This window comes from Helicobacter ibis (assembly GCF_027859255.1).
GTDB classification, from domain to species: domain Bacteria; phylum Campylobacterota; class Campylobacteria; order Campylobacterales; family Helicobacteraceae; genus Helicobacter_D; species Helicobacter_D ibis.
The window spans coordinates 307,175-326,795 of sequence record NZ_JAQHXR010000002.1 but is presented as its reverse complement, the minus strand read 5'-3'; the positions used below and the strand labels follow the sequence as shown (position 1 = coordinate 326,795).

The following is a 19,621-nucleotide window of genomic DNA, read 5'->3' as shown; positions in this document are numbered from 1 at the left end:
TTACTAAGAGATTAACAATCTAGCACTTTTTGTATTTTGTTAGCTTGTTGTAAAAAGAAGAAATGATCGCCATCTAGCTCAATAAATTTAGAATCTTTTATTTTAGAATGTATTATCTTGCCTGAAGTTAGTGGTGTTATTAAGTCATCTCTGCCCCAAAAGATAAAGGTCTTATTTGTAAAATTTTCAAAAATATCGCTAAAGTCCTCATCTACTACATTTTTAAATGTTTGGTATAAATTTTCATCTGCATTATAGACATCTTTTGAGCGGAGAGAATTTTTAAAGATTTTAGCTAGATTTGGTGCAATTTTATTTAGTATTTTTGTAACTGCTATTTTACTTCTTACTTTTATGCTTTTTTGTGTCTTTATTCCTGCACTACTTAGCAATACTAGAATCTTTGGGTTTAAGAGTGTGGCTACTTTACCACCAAAGCTATGACCTATTATCATATTTGGGGTTATTTCTAGCGAGTTTAGTAGTTCTTGTATTATTGTTGCATATTGTATTGTGTGTAGCGATATTGGTAAGTTTGACTTCCCAAAGCCCGGCATATCTACATATAAATGGCAATAATCATTTAAAGTATTTTTAAAAGCTTGTTTCATTATGTCCTTATTTGAGCCCCAACCATGCAAAAATATTATAGTATTTGATTTGTTGTTTATGTTTGTAAGTTCGTATGAGATTTCAAACTCTGCTTGTAATGCTTTTATAACTTTTTGTGCCACTATTTACCTTTTGCAACTTTGATTTCATTTAAAAATTTATATGTTGCTTTTATGTTATTTGGTTTTGGTAGGCTTGTTGAGATTTTATTTAGTGTTGTAGGGAAGTCAGCAAAAAGATAGTTTGCTAGGCTTCCGGGTATTGGATTTATTTCATTTAGATAGCATGTATTGTTGTGTATAAAAAAATCACATCTAATAACAGCGCCTTCAAATAAATTAGTATATATCTTAGAGAAATTATCCTTTAGCATATTTTCTACTTCGGTAGTTATGTCGGCTTGTTGTGTATTTGTGGTTCGTGAAAAGTCTAGATATTTTTTATTGAAGTCCAAAAATTCATCTTTTTTTGGTTCTTCTACAAATGAAAAGTGTAACTCTTTATTTGCGAAAAATCCCGCTAGATTATATTCTTTAATATTTGGTATAAAAGATTCAATTATGACTTTTTTGTCATATTCAAATGCCTTATCAAGTGAGTATTCTAATTCTTCTTTATTTTTTACAATAGAGATTCCTAGAGAGCTACCAAGTCTAGCCGGTTTTATTATGACTGGGAAATTTTCTACTTCTATTTTAGAATCTTGAAATACAACTTGGTAATCAAGTACATTTACACCTCTGTGATTTGCTAACATTTTTGTTAATTCTTTATCATAGCTTAAAATACAAGCTTCTTTTCTTGGGCCTATGTATGGGATTTCATAAAAGTCTAATAATGAAGCAATTGCACCATCTTCTCCATCGCCACCGTGTATTAAGTTTATAATTGTTGGTATTTGAATTTGTTTTTCACCAAAAAGTGTTCTTGTGAAGAATCCATTTTTTTTAGGATAAATTTTTGGCTCTTTTAAGTAGCTTTTGCTACTAAAAAATACTGATTTCATATTTTCTTTTTTAATTAAATAAAATTCATGGTTATCATCTAAAAATATAAAAATATCAGTATTTGCCAATAATTTTTTTAGAGCTATTGCACTGACAATACTTATTTCGTGTTCAAACGATTTGCCACCAAATAAAATAGAAAACTTCATCTTAGATCCCTTAAGCAAAAATAAAGTCTAAATTATACGATTTTTTTTGGAATATTTGCGTGTAAGTGGGATAAAATTTCATAAGGAATTGTTGAAAATGCACTAGTCCATGTTGTTGCATCATCAAAAATACATACTTCATCTAGCGTGGATTCTATGCTTATACAATCCATTGACGCTACTTGAAATATAGAAAATCCTTCTTTTGTTGTTAGATTGATGTCTTTTTTTATCCTAAATAGCCCATCTCCATAGCCTATATCATAGGTGCTAATTGTTAAATCTCTATCTAGCTTTGATACACCGCCATAGCCTATGGTAGAACCTTTTTTTAATGTTTTGCTTGATATTTTCTTAGCCCAAAGAGATGCGACTGGTTTTAATTTTATATTGTAGATTTCACTTGTGCAGTAGCCATAAAGTGCAATACCGATTCTAAAGATTGAATCTTGTAGTTCTTGTGGCAGGGAGCTATTTAGACTAGCACCTCTAAAAGCACCAGATGAGGCTAGTGAGTGGAATCTTGGAATTTGTATTTGATTGTCTTTGCATAGTTTTATAATTTCTTTTTTGATTTCTGTAAAATAATGGAATTGTCCATAAAATTCACTTCCAATTTCATCGGCAAATCCATTATGTGTAAATACGCCAAATAAACGCAGATTTTTGGATTTTATTATTTTTATTGCTTCTTTTATCTCATCTTTTGATATTCCATTTCTATGCATACCACTATCTATTTTTAATTCTATTGTCTTGTTATTTTGCGTTTTTTTTAATGTCTCTAAACTTGTAATTGAAATATACATATTATCTTCTGTTGCATTATCAAAATTTGGGTATAAGATTGTTATATGCTTAAATAGATGTTTTATTGAGTGTGCTTCTACTTCACTCTTTACAAAACAAGAAGTAATTCCATATTTATTTGCTAGTGTAGCCATTTCTATTAATCCATGACCATAAGCATTGTCTTTTAGGACTATGGCTATATTGTTTATTGTAGAATTAGTTTGACTAACTATTGTGTGTAAATTATGAGAAAAACTTTTTGAATCTAATTTTATATAAGGCATTGTGGTAACCCCCAAAGAGTGTTTAGGGGGTAGAAATTATTTTTTAGGTAATTTTGAAATATAATCTGCTACTGCCTCGATGTCCGCTTCAGTAAAACCTTTCACTTGAGCATACATAATAGCTTTAGCTCCGCCGTTATCAGCAGTTCCAGCTACATACCCTTTTAGTTGTGTTACTAATTCAGCTTTATCCATACCACCAATAGTAACATTGCCTTTTGAGCCAGGAGCTACTTTTTCACCATTTACACCATGACAAGCGATACATTTTTTATAAATTGCAGCACCATCAGCAGCCATCATACAGCCAGTTGCTAAAACGAAACCTAACAAAATCTTTTTCATATTCAAACTCCTTGATTAGAATTTAGTGTCTTAAGTTTAAAAACTCGAATATAATACACTTTGTATTATAAAACAACAATTAATTTTATGATTGTTAGAATGCTAGTTTTTAAAATTATTTTTTATGGTTAGATAAATGGAAAAAACGAGAATATTTAGCACACTTGGAGCAAAGACAAGAATCTTAGTTTTTAATATCGCTTCTGGTTTATTGTCTTTAGCCGGGATTTCTTATATATTTTATTCAAGCTTGACATATGATTATAATGCTTTTTTTACTCAATATAATCAGTCTATTTTGTATTTAGAAAAAATAAGAAGAATAACAAAAACGCAACAATATTATTTTCATCAAAAAACAGAAGAAGAGTTATCAGCAGTATATGATGAGGTACACAATTTGTGGAATAAGTATGCAAATTTACAAAGTGATTTAATGGATCAAAATAAAATTGCAAAACTAACTTTGGGGATTTATGAGCATTTAGTTGGTATTGATAGGAATTTAGAGAATTTAGAGATATTGGAAAATAGCCAACATAATTTTTATGCCATAGAATCCAAAGTTAATGAATTTTTAATTGAACTAGATAGAATCGCAAATGGTGGGTTTAATCATGATAGGCTAAATGACATTATTGATTTGCTTGATGAACAAATATATTTATCAATAGATAGCACATTGCAACTTATAGAAATAAGGCATGATAGAAGCAGTTATGTATATGATGCATTGCATAAAATAGTGATTGTTATTATGTGCTTAATTATGATTCTTACCTTAATGCTTAGTTTTTTGATATTACGAAACATAAAATCATTACATAATGCCTTAGAATTAAAAGTAGCAGAAAAGACACAAGAACTTCAAAGATTAAACGAATCTCTAAAAGAAATGGTAGAAAAAGAGGTGCTAGATAGCAGAAAAAAAGATCAAATCATGTATCAGCAATCAAGACTTGCAAGCATGGGTGAAATGATAGGAAATATAGCACATCAATGGAGGCAACCACTAAATGCACTAACATTACTGATACAGACATTTAAAGTTAAAGTAAATAATGGAAAGCTAACAAAAGAATTTGTTGAATCTCAAGTAGAAGAGGGCTTAAAAATTGCTAAAAGCATGTCTAGGACGATAGATGATTTTAGAGGATTCTTTTATGCATCATATCAAAAGGAAAGATTTAATTTAAAATCATCTATTAATGAATCTGTATCGCTGATTTCTACATTTTTAAAGCAAAAAGAAATAGATTTGCAAGTTATTTGTGATGATAGTATAGAAATTTATGGTTATAAAAGTGCTTTTTCACAAGTTGTGCTAAATTTTATAAAAAACTCTGAAGATGTATTTAGCGAGAGAGATATAAAAAACTCACATATAAGAATAATGGCTAAACTTGATAAAAGTGATGTTTTTGTGGGTGAAGATGTAGAATGTGTTAAAATATCGTTTGTAGATAATGGTGGTGGAATTAGGCTAGATGATATAAATAAAGTGTTTGAGCCTTATTTTACAACCAAGCATAAATCTGTTGGGACTGGGATTGGACTTTATATGTCAAAGCAAATAATAGAAAAGCAAATGCATGGGATAATTGAAGTTAGAAATGTAAATTGGGTTGACGATTTTGATTTTGAAAGTATTGCATGTGGCATTTCTATACCGCTAGATTTCGTAAATGGTGCGGAATTTATAGTCACAATCCCATTAAAAAGCGAATAGGAGAGGTTAGTGATTCCAAAAAGTAGTGAAAAAATGCTAAAAAAATTAAGAGTGTTATATGTCGAGGATGAGGAAGATATACTAAAGTTTGCTTCCATGGTTTTGGAAGATTATGTGGAGCATTTATATGTAGCACGAAATGGTAGAGAAGCATTAGAGATTCTAGGAAAAGTACCTATGGACTTGGTGGTGACAGATATTTTGATGCCAAAAATGAATGGAATAGAGCTAATTAGGGAGATTAAGAAAAACAGCAATTGGGACATTTCAGTAATAGTGGCTACGGCACATACAGAAACTAACTATCTGCTAGAGTGTATAGAGCTTAGAGTTGATGGATATATACTAAAACCAATTGATGTTGAAGAGTTATTAAAATGTATTTTAAGATCTGTTTTGGTGAAGATTCAAGCAAGCGAAATTGAATCTAAAAATATTTTATTTAATGCTATTTCTGTGTTTGTCGGTGGCAAAAAGATAGAAATAATAAAATATCTAATGGAAAATAGCAATGAAGATAATATTTTTTATGGCTCATATGAAGATATAGTACAAGATGTTGGGGTGAGCAAGCCAACCGTTGTTAAAACATTTAAGCAGTTAATTGATACTGGATTGTTAGTTAGATTGAAAAACAAGGTTTATAAGTTTCAGCCAAATATCTCAAAGTATAAAGACAATCAGAAGTAAAATCTTTAGGGTTTCATATGGAAGATACACAAACACAAGCTTTAGCACTGCGATATAGACCTATTAACTTTGATGAGTTAGTAGGGCAAGAATCTGTTAGCAGAACTCTATCTTTAGCTTTAGGGGGAAAGAGGCTTTCTCATGCTTATTTATTTTCTGGATTAAGAGGTAGTGGTAAGACTTCTAGTGCAAGAATCTTTGCTAGATGTTTGGAATGCGATAATGGACCTACCTCAAAACCATGTGGAGTGTGTAAAAATTGTGAAGCAGCAAATCCTCACAAAATGCGACATATAGATATAATAGAACTAGATGGTGCTTCAAATAGAAAAATAGATGACATTAGAGATCTAATAGAACAGACAAAATACCATCCAGCAATGGGGAGATTTAAAATATTTATCATAGATGAAGTGCATATGCTAACTAAAGAGGCATTTAATGCACTATTGAAAACCCTAGAAGAGCCACCACCTTATGTGAAATTTATACTTGCTACAACTGATCCATTAAAGTTACCAGCCACTATTTTAAGCAGGACACAACACTTTAGATTCAAAAGAATCTCTGATAGAAGCATTTTGGAGCATTTAAGATTCATATTACACAAAGAAAATATAGAATATGAAGAAGAAGCACTCTTAATGTTAATAAGAAGTGGTGCAGGATCACTTAGAGATACTCTAACACTACTAGATCAAGTAATAATATATTCAAACTATAACATAACAATAAATGCCTGTGCTAGTATGCTAGGACTTATTAATCCGCAAAGCTTAAGCGAATTATTTGATTTGATTTTTCAAGCAAATAAAGAAGAGGTATTACAAAGACTAAGTGGATTTTTTGATTATGAATCTGAAATGTTGCTTGATGAGATGAGTGTGTTCATAAAAGATAAGTTGATAAAAGGTGATGATAGTAGGTATAGCGTAATTATTGTTGATAGATTCTTTAGAATCATTTCTCAAGCTAAGCAATTATTGTTTTTAGGCAGTGATGATAGTTTTGTTCTAACTTTGGTTGTTTTTAAAATGATTGAATCTCTAAAGATTCAAGAAATAGATAAGGCAATAGAAAGTCTAGAAAATAGTGTGTTGTTAAAACAAGAAACAAAAGTGTCATCAAAACAAGAATCTAACCATGAGCTACAAGATACTACACATATGCAACATATGCAAATAACCTCTAATGATTTGTTTGTGCTTTTAGTTGAGAAAATTTATGAAAGAAATTATGACTTAGGTGAGATCTTTGAAAAAAATATTAAGTTTGTTAGTTTTGAAAATGGAATCTTAGAGTGGGTAAGTAGTGCAATAGATGATGATAAAGATAGACTATCTAAGAGTTATGGAGCTGTAATTAAGCCGCTTATCTTGGAAATCTTTGGAGAAAATACAACTTTAAAAGTTACCAAAGAAGAAATAAAACAAGAAGAAAATAAGGTGGTGCAAGATACAAAACCAACAACAAAAGAAGAAATAGAAAAAGAGGTTAAAGATATTTTAAATACGCCACTTCTTAAGGATATGCAAGACATCTTTGGCGTAACTACAATCAATGTAAATCCTCTTCCAAATAAGGAATGAAATGATTCTTAATGAAAATGAGTTAAGTATTTTGTGTGATGAGCTTAGGCTAAAAGATAGCAGAGGGATTTACTTGCTTAGTGGTGATTTGGCAAGTGGAAAGACGACTTTGGTTAAAGCAATGGTGAAATATCTTGGAAGTTCAAATTTAGTTACTTCTCCGACATATCTCCTATCTCATGTTTATGGAGATTGTATTTTTCACTATGATATTTATATGCGAGATGTTTTAGAGCTTTTGGAGCTTGGATTTTTAGAGGAGCTAGAAAAAGATGGTTGGCACTTTGTAGAGTGGGGAGATAAAAAATTAGCTACAATACTAACTAAAGTTGGGATTAAATACATAAGCATAGAAATAAAACCAAAAGAATGTGGTAGGGAATATATAGTATGCACAAATTAGAAGCAAAGAAACTAACAAAAATAATCAAAAAGACAAATATCATACAAAATATATCTTTAGAGGTAAAAAGTGGTGAAGTTGTAGGGTTACTTGGACCAAATGGTGCCGGGAAGACAACCAGTTTTTATATTATTTGTGGTCTTTTGTTTCCTACAAAAGGGAAAGTTTGTTTTGATAATAAGGATATAACAAAGCTTAGTTTGCATAAAAGAGCAAGACTTGGAATAGGATATTTGCCACAGGAATCTAGTGTATTTAAGGATTTGAGTGTTGAGGATAATTTACTTCTTGCTGCTGAAGTGTGCATAGAAAAAGAAAAAGATAGAATAAAAGTTGTAGATGATTTATTAGAAGAATTTAATATAAATCCTATACGTCATAGAAAGGGAGTTAGTCTAAGTGGTGGGGAGCGAAGAAGGGTTGAGATAGCAAGAGTGCTAGTTAAAAAGCCAAAGTTTATATTGCTTGATGAGCCTTTTGCTGGGGTTGATCCTATCGCTGTTATAGATATTCAAAATATTATTAAAAAGCTACTAAGCTTTAATATTGGAGTGCTAATTACAGACCATAATGTAAGAGAGACATTGAGTGTATGTGATAGAGCATATGTTATAAATAAAGGTGAGCTTCTAGCGAGTGGATATTCGCAAGAAATATACAATAATGATCTAGTTAGGAAGCATTATTTGGGAGAGAATTTTAAAGTATGAAGCTAAAAACTCAAAATACCACTTCATTAAAAACAAAGTTATCATCAACGCTAAAGAGTTGGTTACCTTTGTTACAAAGTGGTATTAATGAGCTAGAAGAAACACTGGATTCTATTTCAAAAGATAATCCATATTTTGATGTGAGATCAAATATAGCTACAAACTTCTCGTCTCATAAAAGAAAAAGAGAGGTAGCTAGGGGTAATAGAGGGTTTGATGGTGATGTTTTAGAGAATTTTTGTATCGCAGAAAGTGGGCTAGAGGAGGTGTTATTAGAACAAATTGTGCCACCATTATTCCCAACACAAAAATCACAAGAAATAGCAAAAGCAATAATAGAAAATTTAGATGAGTATGGATATTTTGAAGGTGATTGTGAGAGTTTGGCAAAGTCTTTAGAATGCAGTATTAGTGAAGTAGAAAAAATACGAAAGCGATTTGCATATTTAGAGCCAGCAGGTATTGGAGCTAGAGATTTGCTTGAATCATTTTACTTTCAGCTTGATAATTTAGATGTAGATGATGGTATATATGACTTGTGTTGTGAGATTTTAGATGATTTAGAAAAGCATGGCAAATATAAAAATGAGCCACTATATAAAGATGCAATGAGAGTTATATCAAGCTTTAAAAATCCACCTGCTATTGATTATTTAGAAGAAGAAAATGTAATAATACCTGATATTTTAGTCTTACAAGATTCTAGTAGTATTCAAGTGCAAATTAATGATAAATATTATCCAAGCATAGAAATAAACACTGATAAAAAATCCACTAAAGATGAATTTATAAAAACAAAAATCAAAGAAGCTAGGGATTTAGTTGATGCATTAGAGATGAGGAAGGCTACATTATATAAAATAGGGCTTATGCTTGTTGAGTATCAATATGAATTCTTTCAAGGTGGAGAGATAAAGCCTATGAAATTAAGAGATTTAGCTGAAGAATTTGGGCATGCACAAAGCACAATTTCTAGAGCTATACAAAACAAATATCTAGAGTGTAATAGAGGAATCTTTCCTTTAAAAAATTTCTTTGCTACTGCTATTGATGAGGATACTTCAAATGCAGCAATAAAAGAATTTGTAGCTGATTTAGTAAAGAATGAAAATAAGCAAAAACCACTAAGTGATAATAAAATTTTGGAGTTAATAGAAGAAAAATTTAATATAAAAATAGTTCGACGAACAATTACAAAATATCGCACACAGCTAAATATAGCTAGTTCAAGTGAGAGAAAGAAGTTGTATAAAATTTCTATAAATTAACATTTAATTCACATTTAATTTATAATATTTTTATCACATTTAGAATAAGGAGCAAGTTGTGAATAGGCTATTTAATATTCTGCTTATAAGTGGAGTTATGGTTTCAGTGGTATTGGCTAATGATTTTTCTAAAATTAGTGATAGAGAGTTAATCAATATAGCATGAAAAATTAAAGCAAGTGAAGTGCAAGGTTATAGAATTACAGTTCATAGTAAAATGAATAATATGAAAATGAAAGATGCTAGAGAGTTTAGAGAAAAAATATGCAAAAATAAAAGATTAGCTATGGATAATATGACTATGAAAGAATATAGAGCATATAGGCTTCAAGCAAGAGAGGCTGGATCGTTTGGCTATGGTGGTTACAAGCATGCTAGTGCTTTAGACATTAATTGTAATTCTAATTATAGACAAAGATTGATAAGTAGTGTGTTATGGCTAAAATAATGCTTTTAGAAGATGATATTGCACTACAAGAGATAATATCAGAATCTCTAGTTGAAGAAGGCTATGAAGTTACGTGTTGTAGCGATGGCTTGGAGGCTACTAGCATGATTTATGAAAATCATTTTGATGTTTTGCTGCTTGATGTTATGGTGCCAAATATGAGTGGTTTTGAGGCTTTAAAATATATAAGAGATTCTGGTGATATGACGCCAGCAATTTTTATTACTTCATTGCAAAGTATTGAAGATTTGGAAGTTGGCTTTAATAGCGGTTGTGATGATTATATAAAAAAACCATTTGAGATTAAGGAATTGTTGCTTAGGATTCAATGTATTTTGAAGCGAACAAATAGTTCTTGTGTTGTTGATTTCCATAATGGATATAGCTTTGATATGTCAGATGGAATCTTGTATCTAAATGGAAATGCACAAAAAATGCCTCTAAAAGAGAGAGAGCTTTTAAAGTTACTTTTGCAACATAAGCAACATTTTGTATCACTAAATGATATCTATGAGACGCTTTGGGGAGATGATGAGCCAAGTGAGCTTAGCTTAAGGGTTTATATTAAGAATCTAAGACAAATAGTTGGCAAAGAAAGAATAGTTACATATAGAGGCGAAGGGTATTGTTATAGCAATGAATGAGGTAAAGAAAGTCGCTTTAAATATTAGTCTTTTATATGCTTTGACAAGTTTTGTTTTTTTGCTGTTAGTGTTTTATATATTTTATGAACAACAAGAAATGGATTTACTTGAGCGTAGGACACTCGAAGTGAGAGATGTATTGCGTGAGCTTGAGGGTTCTTTACATGATAATTATGAAAACTTTACAGAGATTATTGATTTGTTTTCAAAAGAAAATAATATAAAAGTTGCAATCATTAGAGAAGACGGCAAGATTGTTTATAATAATACATTTTTAGCTAGAGAAAAGATTCAAGACTTTATTTATAAAGATACTGGAAATTTAGTGCTATACAAAGGTAGAAGTAAGCTGGTTATAAGTGGTGATAATGCACTTTTGATAACTCATAGATTCGAAAAAGGGTTTAATGAATATTTAAAGATGCACTATGGTATAAATAAAAATGGCAACTTTTTTATAGTTGTTGTAAGTGGTGGAATAAAAAGTGAGTTTATACAATTATTTAGTGTGCTTTTAGTTTCATTTCTTGTATCTCTTGTGATGATAGGATTCGTGGCGTATTTGTTGGTTAAATTTAGCTTAAAACCACTTGGAGATAAAATAGAGACATTAAATAAGTTCATAAGAGACTCAACGCATGAACTAAATACGCCTCTTAGTGCTATATTAATGAGTGTAGAAAGGATTAAAGTAGATAAGCTAGATAAGCAAGATTTAATAAAGCTAGAGAGAATAAAGACGGCTGCTAAGAGCCTTGAGAATATGTATCAAGATTTGATTTTTTATAGTTTTCCGCATTTGCAAGATAAGAATCTTGAAGACATAAACATGGAGATTCTAATAAAAGAGAGAGTGGAGTATTTTAGGGTATTTTTTGAAAAGAAAAATATAAACCTTTCTTTAGAGGCTTCACAAAGTTTTCTAAAGGCACATAAAAGTGGCATAGTAAGAGTGATTGATAATTTGCTTGATAATGCTTTAAAATATACCTCAAGTGGTGGGAATGTTAGTGTAAAACTAGCAAATAATACTTTAGAAATTAGTGATAATGGTTGTGGGATTGATGAAGAGTTGATACCTAGAATCTTTGAGAGATATTATAGGGCAAATGGTCATCAAGGTGGATTTGGAATTGGACTATCTTTGGTTATGGATATTTGCAACAAATATAATATAAAAATAATCTGTAATAGCATTAAGGGAAATGGCACTACTTTTAAGCTAAATTGGAACGCTTTTTAGATATAATTTAGGGCTTTTTATTAATTTTGTGGGGAAATTATGATTCAGGTTATTAAAGACGCGTTTATACAGACTTTTGAGGATACTCTAGGAAAGACACCGAAGTTTGTTTCGGGCAAGATGCTAGAGGGGTATCTCTCAAGTATAGATATAGTTTTAGAAGATGGTAGCACAAATACTATTACATTTGTGAGTTCAAAGGGATTTTTAGAGACTTTTGGAGAGGGTATGTTGGGAGAAGATTCTTTTGATGATTTAGCGTTAATTGATCTCTCGCAAGAGTTAGCAAATCTAACAATTGGTCTAGCAAAAGTGCAAGCAATACATAGAGGGCTAAACTTTAAAATAAAAACACCAAATACCTATGGTTTTGGTGATTTTAAAGATGATGGATATGTTGCGTTGCAGTTTGATTTAGAAGGGAATTTGTGTTCGCTATTTATACATAACTAAATAAGGATAAAAATGCCAGCAGATGAATTTACATTAGCTAGAATTCAAGCACCAAGACAAGAGGATTTAGCAAGATACCTTGAAGGTATTATGAATAATTATAGTGGTCTTTTGGATATGGAGGTTGTGTTTAAGTCAGAATTAGGTGCAGCCAAGATTCCATTAAATGAGATTTTGAAATTTGAAAAAGGCTCTATTATTGATTTACAAAAGCCTGCTGGTGAGAGTGTAGAGATTTTTATTAATGGTAGAATCATAGGTAAAGGTGAGGTTATGGTATATGAGAAGAATCTCGCAATTCGTGTTAATGAAATATTAGATTCAAATGCTATTATTTATTATCTAACTAGAGAAAGTATTAGCGTTGTATGAAGCTTGTTGTTTTATTTTGTCTATTTTGTAGCTTATTGTTTGGAGAGAGTAATAGCACAAAAGAATTTCCATTTGAAATGGCAAAATCACCATTAGAATCCATAAATTTATTTCAGTATTTTGGCGTTATTTTAGTGTTAGTTGGATTGTTGGTATTTTTGGTATATATTAAACGCAGGATAAATAATGAGAATTCTTTTAGATTCTTTAAGCCACAGGATAAAGAAGAAGTAAAGGTAATATCTGCAACGCAACTTTGCATAGGTAGCAAGTTGGTTATTTTTGAGAGTAACAATACTAGATATTTGGTTGTATTTTCTCAAAATGGTGCATTGCTTGTAGATAAGTATGATGTGAGTCATTTTGGAGATATGTTGCAACAACAACAAAATGAAAAATAATTTAATATCGCTTTTTCTATCTCTCTTATTACACATTATTATATTTCTGCTTATTTTTGTTCAGTTTAGAGATACTTTGTATATACCGCCTAAGGCAGGAAGTAAAGATGGCACAACTAGAATCTCAATTAAGGATTTTAAATTCATTCCAAGTGAAGTTAAGCAAACTAAAAACCAGCTTGTAGAAAATAATATAAATACTCCAAAACCACAAAAACTAGCAAAGCAAGATAGCAAACAAGAAGTAGAAAAAAAGGAGATAAAACAAGAAAAAAAGGCTATAAAAGATTCTAAAATAAAAAAACAATCAGAGCCACAAAAAGAGCAAGAAAGACAAATCAAACAAGCACAAAAACAACCAGCAAATAATGAGCTATCTAAAAGTCTAGCACAAGTGCAAAAACCAACACAACATAGAGAATCCCCATCTATTTATAGCTTTGGAACTAATACTAAAAAAGAGGTTTTAGAATTATATGGAGATGAAATATATTCTCTAAACCTTGATGAGCGAAAGTTTATAGAGGATAATTTAAGTAGTATAGGCAGGATTACACAGAGGTATTTACGATATCCTCAAGTAGCGGGTAGAATGGGGCAGAGTGGATATAATGTAGTTGAGTTTTATTTATACCCAAATGGTGATATTAGTGATTTAAAGATACTAAAAGATAGTGGATATACTATGCTTGATGAAAATAGTATCCACACAATTCAGATTGCTTATAAAGACTACCCATATCCAAAGGTCAAAACAAAAATAAGAATAAGGGTTATGTATAGATTGTATTAGCCTTTGTGTTTTAAGATTCTCTAAATTCTTTGTATTCTAGCGGTATTAAACAATCGTTCACATCTAATGGTGTATTGTAAAATCCAAAGTCATATCCAATTTTAAATAGTGTATTTATCGAATCTAGTTGAATATTATTTAGTGTTATTGAATTATTGTTTGCGTATAAATTCAAATAATGCTCCAACTTTTTATCGTCAACTCTTACAAGATTCCTATCTAGTAGCATTTTTGATAGAATCTTTTTTCCATCTATTGCTATTTGGACTGCTTTTGTTAGTGCTTCTTCGCATTTTATTGCACTATTTAGTGGAATTGATCTTCTAATTGACATTCCACCAAGCGGAAGAGGTAAGTTGTTTTTGTTTAAATCTTGCCAAATATCCCATATCTCACACTCAACTTCTAAACTATCATCAAAGTCTAAAATAGATTCATGTATTAACACTCCTGCATGTGCCTCACCGCTTAAGACGGCACTCTCTATATCTAGGAAGTTTTTATATATTATTCTTGCATTTTTGTATTTTGTCTTGAATATTAGAGCATTTGTCGTGTGTGCCCCGCTTAGTGCTACTATGAAGTTATCTTTTAGTTTTGTTCCCTTTTTTTTAATTAGCTTTGGTCCATATCCTTCGCCAAAGCTAACTCCAGTTCTTAGCAGACATTGTTCTTTTGCTATTAGAGGATATAGGGCAAATGATATTGCTGATATATCTAGTTCATTTTTTAGTGCCATTTCGTTTAGCTTTTGTATATCAAATGCGTAATTTTCAAAAACAAATTCACTACTTATCCAGCCAAATTTAATAGCATAATACATAAAAATATCATCAGCATCAGGAGAATGTCCCACTTTTATTGTTCTTTTTAGCACTTTTTACCCTTATGTTTTTGTGATTGATTTTATTTTTTCTATTATAAATTTTGGCTTTAAATCCCTCATGCAAGAGTGATAGTTTAAATCTTTTAATGGGCAGATTCTTTTTTTACATGGTTGGCATTCTAGTTTATATCCTAGTGTTTTTAGTGAGATTATGTGCGAGTTTTGTGAAAATGGAGAAGTCTCTCTATCATTTGTAGGACCAAAAATTGCAACACTTGGGATATTAAATGCAGCTGCAATGTGCATAGGACCACTATCATTTGTGATAAATAAATCTAGCTTTGAAATATATGTTATTAGCTCTTCTAGCGTTGTTTGCCCTGCTAGGTTTAGGACTTTATCTTTGCACATGGATTCTATATTATTTGCTATATTTATTTCATTATTTGAGCCAAAGAGCAAGATACTATAATTATTGTCTAAAAGATAGTTTGCAACCTCTGCAAAATAAGATTCTTCCCATCGCTTCGCACTGCCAAAGGCTGCACCAGCATTTATACCAGCTAACTTTCCTAGTGGTAGGTTTATAGGTTTATTTGGGTTTTGTAAATATAGTTTTGGTTGTATATTCTCTACCATATCTTTTACTAGATCATAATAGACAAAGACCTCATGAATTCCTTTTTGCTTGATTTTTGCATGTGTCAGGAGGAATTGTCTTAGTTCATTTTTATAGCCTATTTTTATTTTTGCATTATTGAAGCTTAAAAATAATGCTGATAGAAAATTATTTTGAAAAGTTATGGCAATATCGCTTCTTGGGATACTTTTGGCAATTTTATATAGTTTTAGGATTCTGCATTTAGAATCTTTACTATCATCTTCTATTAATGTTGTATTTTTGTGGTTTTTAAATATTTGTATCGAGACTTTAGAGCCAACAAGAAAGAAGTTTGAATCTTTATATGTTTTATATAAGGATTCTATGGCAAAGGTTGCCATTATCGCATCTCCTAGCCAGTTTGGAAGCCGTATTAGTATATTCATATTTTTAAAATTACCTCTAAAGTTTTGTTTATATGAGTGTCCATATCCAAGTTTTGCACGGAATTAAAGCATGATTGTTGGATTGTTTTTAGATGAGTTTCATCTTGTAGTAGCCTCTCTAGCATGTTAGAGCCACTTTGTATATCATTATAAGAATCCAAAATATATTCTTTATTAAATATTTCTCCTGCACCATTTGTTTTGGTTGTGATTATCGCGTTTTTATAGCTTGCAGCTTCTAGTGTTGCGTTTGAACATGGTTCATATATTGTTGGGAAGAGAAAAATATCACTAGCTAAGTAAAATAAATAAGCATCATCTCTAGCCCCTAGAAAATGCACTTTATTGTCTATTTTTAGGGATTTGGCTAGATTTTTGTAGAGTTGTAGTTTCTTTTCCTTTCCTATTACTATAAAACAATAATCACTCTTTAGTCCATCTAGCATTAAGAGTGCTTCTTTTAGTCCTTTTCTAGCATATCCGCTACCTACAAAAAGTATGATGTTTGTATTTTTTATATTTAGCATTTTTATGATTTGTTCTTTTGCTTCTTGTTTATTTATGCTTTGTGGTAGGTTTATGCCATTGTGGATTACTTTTATTTTATCTGTGTTTATTTTGTAGTATTTATGTATTGAATCTTTTATCATATTTGAGTTTGCAATAATTATTTTTGCGTTTTTAAAAAGCCTTTTTTCTATGTTTGTGTATATGAGATTCATTGGGTTAAAGTAGCTTTTTGTTTTTTTAATAAAATTGTCATTTTTTATCTCTAGCCATTCTTTATGCACACCATCACCAGCACGATAAATATCGCAATTAAGCACTCTCTCGAGGCTAAAGTATATATTGTTTGGGTTTTGTTTTTTGTAATTTTCATATTTGTATAAAAAGATTAAAAATCTAACAAATGAAGGTAAAAATTTTGTGATTTTGATTTGTATTGTTTGTTTTTCTTTATATGTGTTTGTTGATAGTATTTGTGAATCTTTTAGTTTAGTGCATATTTTATTTAAGTAATTTTCAGCACCACCGACTTTAGAGTTTTTGAATCTTATAAAAATTATATTTTTCATATTTTTTGTAATATCTCTTGTGTTATTTCTCGTGGAGTTTTATTGGCATTGATTATAAAATGGCAAGAGGATTTATATATTTCTTGTCGTTGTTCATATAGTAATTTTGCCTTTTTGGTATCGCTAAAGAGAGGTCTATTTTTTGAATCTTTAAGTCTATTTTCAATCTCCTTAAATGGCAAATCTAAAAAAAATACCTTGCCAATATCCTTTACATTACATACACTTGGCATGCCACCACCTGTGGATATTATTGAATTTTTTACATTGTCTTTTATGAAGTTACAAAATTCTAATTCTAATTTTCTAAAATACTCTTCTCCATATTTTAAGAATATATCTTTAATATCTAAGTTCTCATTGTTAGAAATTATAATATCGCTATCTAGGACCATTTTTTTTGTGTGTTGGTATAAGCACCTAGCAATCGTGCTTTTACCACTACCCATGAATCCTATTAGGACGATATTATTGGAATTCAATAGTAATTTCCTTGTCTTTTTGGTCTAGTTTATAATTGTATTGACCATCTAAGTTTAATGTAATTCTAAAGAAGTCTAAATGTGTTTGGATTGTTGCATCTGTTATTACAGGTAGATTTGTTGAGATTCCTTCTTCAAATTCTTTTTTTGTTGGGTTTTTAAAATCAAGCACCAATCTAGTAGGAGATGCAAGGGTGAAATTCCTTAGCAAAGTATATGGAGTTTGTAGATTTAGTGTTTGTTCATTTATTTTAAACTTGAATTTCTCTCCTAAAGTGAAATTACTATTTGTTGGTTTTTCTGTAACTTTTGGTTGCAAGTCTTGTTTTAGCACAAGTGGAAAATGCCAGTCTATATCTCCATCTATTTCTTTTTCTATGCTTGTAATTGAGCCATTAAGGTTTTGGTACTCTATTGTGATTTTTTTTAGCTTCCTTGCTGTTGATGGCAGATTTAATTCTGCTTTGCTAAACAAATTTAGATTCGGTGCATTTGATATTTGACCACTTTCTTTTGGTGTTATTTGACTTTGGAATGGGTCTCTTTTGTTTGCATTTTGTGTTATTTCTTGTGTGTTTGGCGTGGCTTCTTTTGATATTTCAGGGATTAAAGGATTATTTAGAGAATTATTTATAGGTTGCATTGTTGTGTTATTGTCATTGTTTTGTATTGTTGGTATTTGTGGTAGTGTTTGCGGTTCATTAGCAAATGCAAATGAAGTTATTAGTAATAAAGCAATTTTTTTCATTTTGGTTCTAGCCCCTTTAGTTCAAAGAATTCTTTTTGTAGATTTGCATTTTGTTCTGTTAGACTCCTAACTTCTTCTTGCATTTTTTGTTCCTTTTGGCGTAGCTCAAGGAGAATACTTAAAGAGTTTGTGCCAAACATCAAGTTTGCAAAATACACACCAATAATACATATTATTAATGCAAGACTAAGATATGGCAGGAGTTTATAAAACCCACCATTTACATATTTGTTACTCATCTTTTAAACAAACTGCTTCCTAGATATATCGGATTATGTAGTTCTTTTTCAATACTTAGCAGTCTATTATATTTTGCCATTCTCTCACTTCTTGCTGTTGAGCCTGTTTTTATCTCTCCGGTATTTAGTGCAACTGCAAAATCAGCAATAAAGCTATCCTCGCTCTCACCACTTCTATGGCTCATAATACACTTATAATTGTTTCTTTGTGCTAGTTGTATTGCTTGTATTGTTTGGCTTACTGTTCCTATTTGGTTTGGCTTTATTAAAATTGCATTTGCAATTTTCTTATCTATACCTTCTTGTAATATTTTTGAATTTGTAACAAATAAATCATCCCCTACAAGCTGAATCTTGTCTCCTAGCTTTTCTGTAAGGAGTTTCCAGCCTTCCCAATCATCTTCGCTTAAACCATCTTCAATTGATACTATTGGATATTTGTTAATTAGTTTTTCATAATATTCTACTAATTCTTGTGAGCTAAGCTCCCTTCCTTCACCCTTTAGTGAATAGATTCCTTTATCATTTACAAATTCGCTACTTGCTACATCTAGTGCAATTGCAATTTGTTCTCCTTCTTTGTATCCTGCTTTTTTGACTGCTTCTAGTATTATTTGGATTGGTTCTTCATTTGTTTTTAAATTTGGTGCAAACCCACCTTCATCTCCTATGCTTGTTATATGTTTAGAATCTTTTAGAATCTTTTTTAAGTGTTGATAGATTTCTGCGCTAGCTCTCATAGCCTCGCTAAAGCATTCAAATCCAACAGGCATAATCATATACTCTTGAAAATCAACCGTGTTATCTGCGTGGCTACCACCATTTATGATATTTAGCATAGGAGTTGGAAGGGTTAATGCACTAGCTCCACCTAAATATCTATAAAGAGGGATTCTTAGGCTATTTGCTGCGGCTCTTGCAGTAGCCATCGATACGCCTAGTGTTGCATTTGCCCCAAGCCTAGAGAAGTTATCACTTCCATCTAGTTCTATCATTAGGCTGTCTATTTTGTTTTGGTCAAATGGGCTTAGACCAACTAGTGTTTCATAAATCTCTGTGTGTATATTTTCACATGCTTTTAATACGCCTTTACCTAAGAATCTAGAATCATTATCTCTTAGCTCTAGTGCTTCTCTTTTGCCAGTGCTAGCACCACTTGGTACTATGGCACTGCCTATGCTACCATCACTGAGTGTTACACTTGCTTTTATTGTTGGATTTCCTCTGCTATCTAGCACTTCTTGTGCTTCTATATTGTCTATAAAAATCAT

24 protein-coding genes are annotated in these 19,621 nt (G+C 30.8%); 13 read left to right on the top strand and 11 right to left on the bottom strand.

The window, feature by feature from the left end; translation table 11 throughout:
- Nucleotides 1-11: 11 nt before the first annotated feature.
- From PF021_RS05015 to PF021_RS05000, 4 genes are read right to left on the bottom strand one after another with little or no spacing between them, the layout of a single operon-like run.
- Nucleotides 12-734: an alpha/beta fold hydrolase gene (locus PF021_RS05015; protein WP_271021328.1), complete on the bottom strand. Its 723-nt coding sequence runs from the start codon at nucleotides 732-734 to the stop codon at nucleotides 12-14.
- Nucleotides 734-1,768: a D-alanine--D-alanine ligase gene (locus PF021_RS05010; RefSeq protein WP_271021327.1), complete on the bottom strand. Its 1,035-nt coding sequence runs from the start codon at nucleotides 1,766-1,768 to the stop codon at nucleotides 734-736. Before PF021_RS05010 ends, PF021_RS05015 begins: the two co-directional genes overlap by 1 nt.
- 32 nt (nucleotides 1,769-1,800) lie before the next feature.
- Entirely contained in the window at nucleotides 1,801-2,844 is a 1,044-nt protein-coding gene (locus tag PF021_RS05005) for an alanine racemase (RefSeq protein WP_271021326.1), read from the bottom strand.
- Between the two features lie 36 nt (nucleotides 2,845-2,880).
- Nucleotides 2,881-3,189: a c-type cytochrome gene (locus PF021_RS05000; protein WP_271021324.1), complete on the bottom strand. Its 309-nt coding sequence runs from the start codon at nucleotides 3,187-3,189 to the stop codon at nucleotides 2,881-2,883.
- 136 nt (nucleotides 3,190-3,325) lie between these two features.
- Here PF021_RS05000 and PF021_RS04995 point away from each other — a divergent pair, with 136 nt between their 5' ends.
- The 13 genes from PF021_RS04995 to PF021_RS04935 all read left to right on the top strand — a co-directional run bounded on the left by PF021_RS04995 (nucleotide 3,326) and on the right by PF021_RS04935 (nucleotide 13,932).
- Entirely contained in the window at nucleotides 3,326-4,918 is a 1,593-nt protein-coding gene (locus tag PF021_RS04995) for a sensor histidine kinase (RefSeq protein ID WP_271021323.1), read from the top strand.
- Between the two features lie 33 nt (nucleotides 4,919-4,951).
- Nucleotides 4,952-5,608, top strand: coding sequence for a response regulator (locus PF021_RS04990; protein ID WP_407081414.1), 657 nt, complete (start codon nucleotides 4,952-4,954; stop codon nucleotides 5,606-5,608).
- A 17-nt stretch (nucleotides 5,609-5,625) separates the two neighbouring features.
- Complete coding sequence (locus PF021_RS04985) at nucleotides 5,626-7,197, top strand: DNA polymerase III subunit gamma/tau (RefSeq protein ID WP_271021321.1); 1,572 nt, start codon at nucleotides 5,626-5,628, stop codon at nucleotides 7,195-7,197.
- Between the two features lies 1 nt (nucleotide 7,198).
- On the top strand, nucleotides 7,199-7,600 hold the full coding sequence (gene tsaE, locus PF021_RS04980; protein WP_271021320.1) for a tRNA (adenosine(37)-N6)-threonylcarbamoyltransferase complex ATPase subunit type 1 TsaE: 402 nt from the start codon (nucleotides 7,199-7,201) through the stop codon (nucleotides 7,598-7,600).
- A complete protein-coding gene (gene lptB, locus PF021_RS04975) occupies nucleotides 7,588-8,310 on the top strand; it encodes an LPS export ABC transporter ATP-binding protein (RefSeq protein ID WP_271021319.1) in 723 nt (240 codons plus the stop codon). Before tsaE ends, lptB begins: the two co-directional genes overlap by 13 nt.
- Nucleotides 8,307-9,578: an RNA polymerase factor sigma-54 gene (locus PF021_RS04970; RefSeq protein ID WP_271021318.1), complete on the top strand. Its 1,272-nt coding sequence runs from the start codon at nucleotides 8,307-8,309 to the stop codon at nucleotides 9,576-9,578. The genes lptB and PF021_RS04970 overlap by 4 nt, the downstream gene beginning before the upstream one ends.
- A 169-nt stretch (nucleotides 9,579-9,747) precedes the next feature.
- Nucleotides 9,748-10,026, top strand: coding sequence for a DUF1104 domain-containing protein (locus PF021_RS04965; RefSeq protein WP_320415071.1), 279 nt, complete (start codon nucleotides 9,748-9,750; stop codon nucleotides 10,024-10,026).
- Nucleotides 10,014-10,670: a response regulator transcription factor gene (locus PF021_RS04960; RefSeq protein WP_271021316.1), complete on the top strand. Its 657-nt coding sequence runs from the start codon at nucleotides 10,014-10,016 to the stop codon at nucleotides 10,668-10,670. The genes PF021_RS04965 and PF021_RS04960 overlap by 13 nt, the downstream gene beginning before the upstream one ends.
- The gene (locus tag PF021_RS04955) at nucleotides 10,663-11,913 is read left to right on the top strand and encodes a sensor histidine kinase (RefSeq protein ID WP_271021315.1); all 1,251 of its coding nucleotides are present in this window, start codon (nucleotides 10,663-10,665) and stop codon (nucleotides 11,911-11,913) included. The genes PF021_RS04960 and PF021_RS04955 overlap by 8 nt, the downstream gene beginning before the upstream one ends.
- Before the next feature lie 39 nt (nucleotides 11,914-11,952).
- Nucleotides 11,953-12,366: a hypothetical protein gene (locus PF021_RS04950; protein ID WP_271021314.1), complete on the top strand. Its 414-nt coding sequence runs from the start codon at nucleotides 11,953-11,955 to the stop codon at nucleotides 12,364-12,366.
- 12 nt (nucleotides 12,367-12,378) lie between these two features.
- The gene (gene fliN, locus PF021_RS04945) at nucleotides 12,379-12,738 is read left to right on the top strand and encodes a flagellar motor switch protein FliN (protein WP_271021313.1); all 360 of its coding nucleotides are present in this window, start codon (nucleotides 12,379-12,381) and stop codon (nucleotides 12,736-12,738) included.
- The gene (locus PF021_RS04940) at nucleotides 12,735-13,139 is read left to right on the top strand and encodes a hypothetical protein (protein ID WP_271021312.1); all 405 of its coding nucleotides are present in this window, start codon (nucleotides 12,735-12,737) and stop codon (nucleotides 13,137-13,139) included. Before fliN ends, PF021_RS04940 begins: the two co-directional genes overlap by 4 nt.
- Nucleotides 13,129-13,932 carry an energy transducer TonB gene (locus PF021_RS04935; protein WP_271021311.1) on the top strand — a complete coding sequence of 268 codons (804 nt, stop codon included), beginning with the start codon at nucleotides 13,129-13,131 and terminating at the stop codon, nucleotides 13,930-13,932. The genes PF021_RS04940 and PF021_RS04935 overlap by 11 nt, the downstream gene beginning before the upstream one ends.
- Nucleotides 13,933-13,942: 10 nt before the next feature.
- Here PF021_RS04935 and PF021_RS04930 read toward each other — a convergent pair whose 3' ends face one another.
- From PF021_RS04930 to eno, 7 genes are read right to left on the bottom strand one after another with little or no spacing between them, the layout of a single operon-like run.
- Complete coding sequence (locus PF021_RS04930) at nucleotides 13,943-14,809, bottom strand: menaquinone biosynthesis family protein (RefSeq protein WP_271021310.1); 867 nt, start codon at nucleotides 14,807-14,809, stop codon at nucleotides 13,943-13,945.
- 9 nt (nucleotides 14,810-14,818) lie between these two features.
- Nucleotides 14,819-15,805 carry a lipopolysaccharide heptosyltransferase II gene (waaF, locus tag PF021_RS04925; protein WP_271021309.1) on the bottom strand — a complete coding sequence of 329 codons (987 nt, stop codon included), beginning with the start codon at nucleotides 15,803-15,805 and terminating at the stop codon, nucleotides 14,819-14,821.
- Nucleotides 15,802-16,881 (bottom strand): glycosyltransferase family 4 protein, encoded by a 1,080-nt coding sequence (locus PF021_RS04920; RefSeq protein WP_271021307.1) that lies wholly within the window; start codon nucleotides 16,879-16,881, stop codon nucleotides 15,802-15,804. The genes waaF and PF021_RS04920 overlap by 4 nt, the downstream gene beginning before the upstream one ends.
- A complete protein-coding gene (locus PF021_RS04915) occupies nucleotides 16,878-17,363 on the bottom strand; it encodes a shikimate kinase (protein WP_271021305.1) in 486 nt (161 codons plus the stop codon). The genes PF021_RS04920 and PF021_RS04915 overlap by 4 nt, the downstream gene beginning before the upstream one ends.
- The gene (locus PF021_RS04910) at nucleotides 17,350-18,111 is read right to left on the bottom strand and encodes an AMIN domain-containing protein (RefSeq protein WP_271021304.1); all 762 of its coding nucleotides are present in this window, start codon (nucleotides 18,109-18,111) and stop codon (nucleotides 17,350-17,352) included. The genes PF021_RS04915 and PF021_RS04910 overlap by 14 nt, the downstream gene beginning before the upstream one ends.
- The gene (locus PF021_RS04905; RefSeq protein WP_271021303.1) at nucleotides 18,108-18,350 is read right to left on the bottom strand and encodes a hypothetical protein; all 243 of its coding nucleotides are present in this window, start codon (nucleotides 18,348-18,350) and stop codon (nucleotides 18,108-18,110) included. The genes PF021_RS04910 and PF021_RS04905 overlap by 4 nt, the downstream gene beginning before the upstream one ends.
- A complete protein-coding gene (gene eno, locus PF021_RS04900) occupies nucleotides 18,347-19,621 on the bottom strand; it encodes a phosphopyruvate hydratase (RefSeq protein ID WP_271021302.1) in 1,275 nt (424 codons plus the stop codon). The genes PF021_RS04905 and eno overlap by 4 nt, the downstream gene beginning before the upstream one ends.

Coding starts and splice junctions, on each gene's coding strand:
- PF021_RS04985 (WP_271021321.1), top strand. CDS start 5,626: ATGGAAGATACACAAACACAAGCTTTAGCACTGCGATATAGACCTATT.
- PF021_RS04935 (WP_271021311.1), top strand. CDS start 13,129: ATGAAAAATAATTTAATATCGCTTTTTCTATCTCTCTTATTACACATT.
- PF021_RS04960 (WP_271021316.1), top strand. CDS start 10,014: ATGGCTAAAATAATGCTTTTAGAAGATGATATTGCACTACAAGAGATA.
- PF021_RS04940 (WP_271021312.1), top strand. CDS start 12,735: ATGAAGCTTGTTGTTTTATTTTGTCTATTTTGTAGCTTATTGTTTGGA.
- PF021_RS04920 (WP_271021307.1), bottom strand. CDS start 16,881: ATGAAAAATATAATTTTTATAAGATTCAAAAACTCTAAAGTCGGTGGT.
- tsaE (WP_271021320.1), top strand. CDS start 7,199: ATGATTCTTAATGAAAATGAGTTAAGTATTTTGTGTGATGAGCTTAGG.
- PF021_RS04970 (WP_271021318.1), top strand. CDS start 8,307: ATGAAGCTAAAAACTCAAAATACCACTTCATTAAAAACAAAGTTATCA.
- PF021_RS04995 (WP_271021323.1), top strand. CDS start 3,326: ATGGAAAAAACGAGAATATTTAGCACACTTGGAGCAAAGACAAGAATC.
- PF021_RS04910 (WP_271021304.1), bottom strand. CDS start 18,111: ATGAAAAAAATTGCTTTATTACTAATAACTTCATTTGCATTTGCTAAT.
- PF021_RS05005 (WP_271021326.1), bottom strand. CDS start 2,844: ATGCCTTATATAAAATTAGATTCAAAAAGTTTTTCTCATAATTTACAC.
- eno (WP_271021302.1), bottom strand. CDS start 19,621: ATGATTTTTATAGACAATATAGAAGCACAAGAAGTGCTAGATAGCAGA.
- PF021_RS04950 (WP_271021314.1), top strand. CDS start 11,953: ATGATTCAGGTTATTAAAGACGCGTTTATACAGACTTTTGAGGATACT.
- fliN (WP_271021313.1), top strand. CDS start 12,379: ATGCCAGCAGATGAATTTACATTAGCTAGAATTCAAGCACCAAGACAA.
- waaF (WP_271021309.1), bottom strand. CDS start 15,805: ATGAATATACTAATACGGCTTCCAAACTGGCTAGGAGATGCGATAATG.
- PF021_RS04955 (WP_271021315.1), top strand. CDS start 10,663: ATGAATGAGGTAAAGAAAGTCGCTTTAAATATTAGTCTTTTATATGCT.
- lptB (WP_271021319.1), top strand. CDS start 7,588: ATGCACAAATTAGAAGCAAAGAAACTAACAAAAATAATCAAAAAGACA.
- PF021_RS04905 (WP_271021303.1), bottom strand. CDS start 18,350: ATGAGTAACAAATATGTAAATGGTGGGTTTTATAAACTCCTGCCATAT.
- PF021_RS04990 (WP_407081414.1), top strand. CDS start 4,952: ATGCTAAAAAAATTAAGAGTGTTATATGTCGAGGATGAGGAAGATATA.
- PF021_RS05000 (WP_271021324.1), bottom strand. CDS start 3,189: ATGAAAAAGATTTTGTTAGGTTTCGTTTTAGCAACTGGCTGTATGATG.
- PF021_RS05010 (WP_271021327.1), bottom strand. CDS start 1,768: ATGAAGTTTTCTATTTTATTTGGTGGCAAATCGTTTGAACACGAAATA.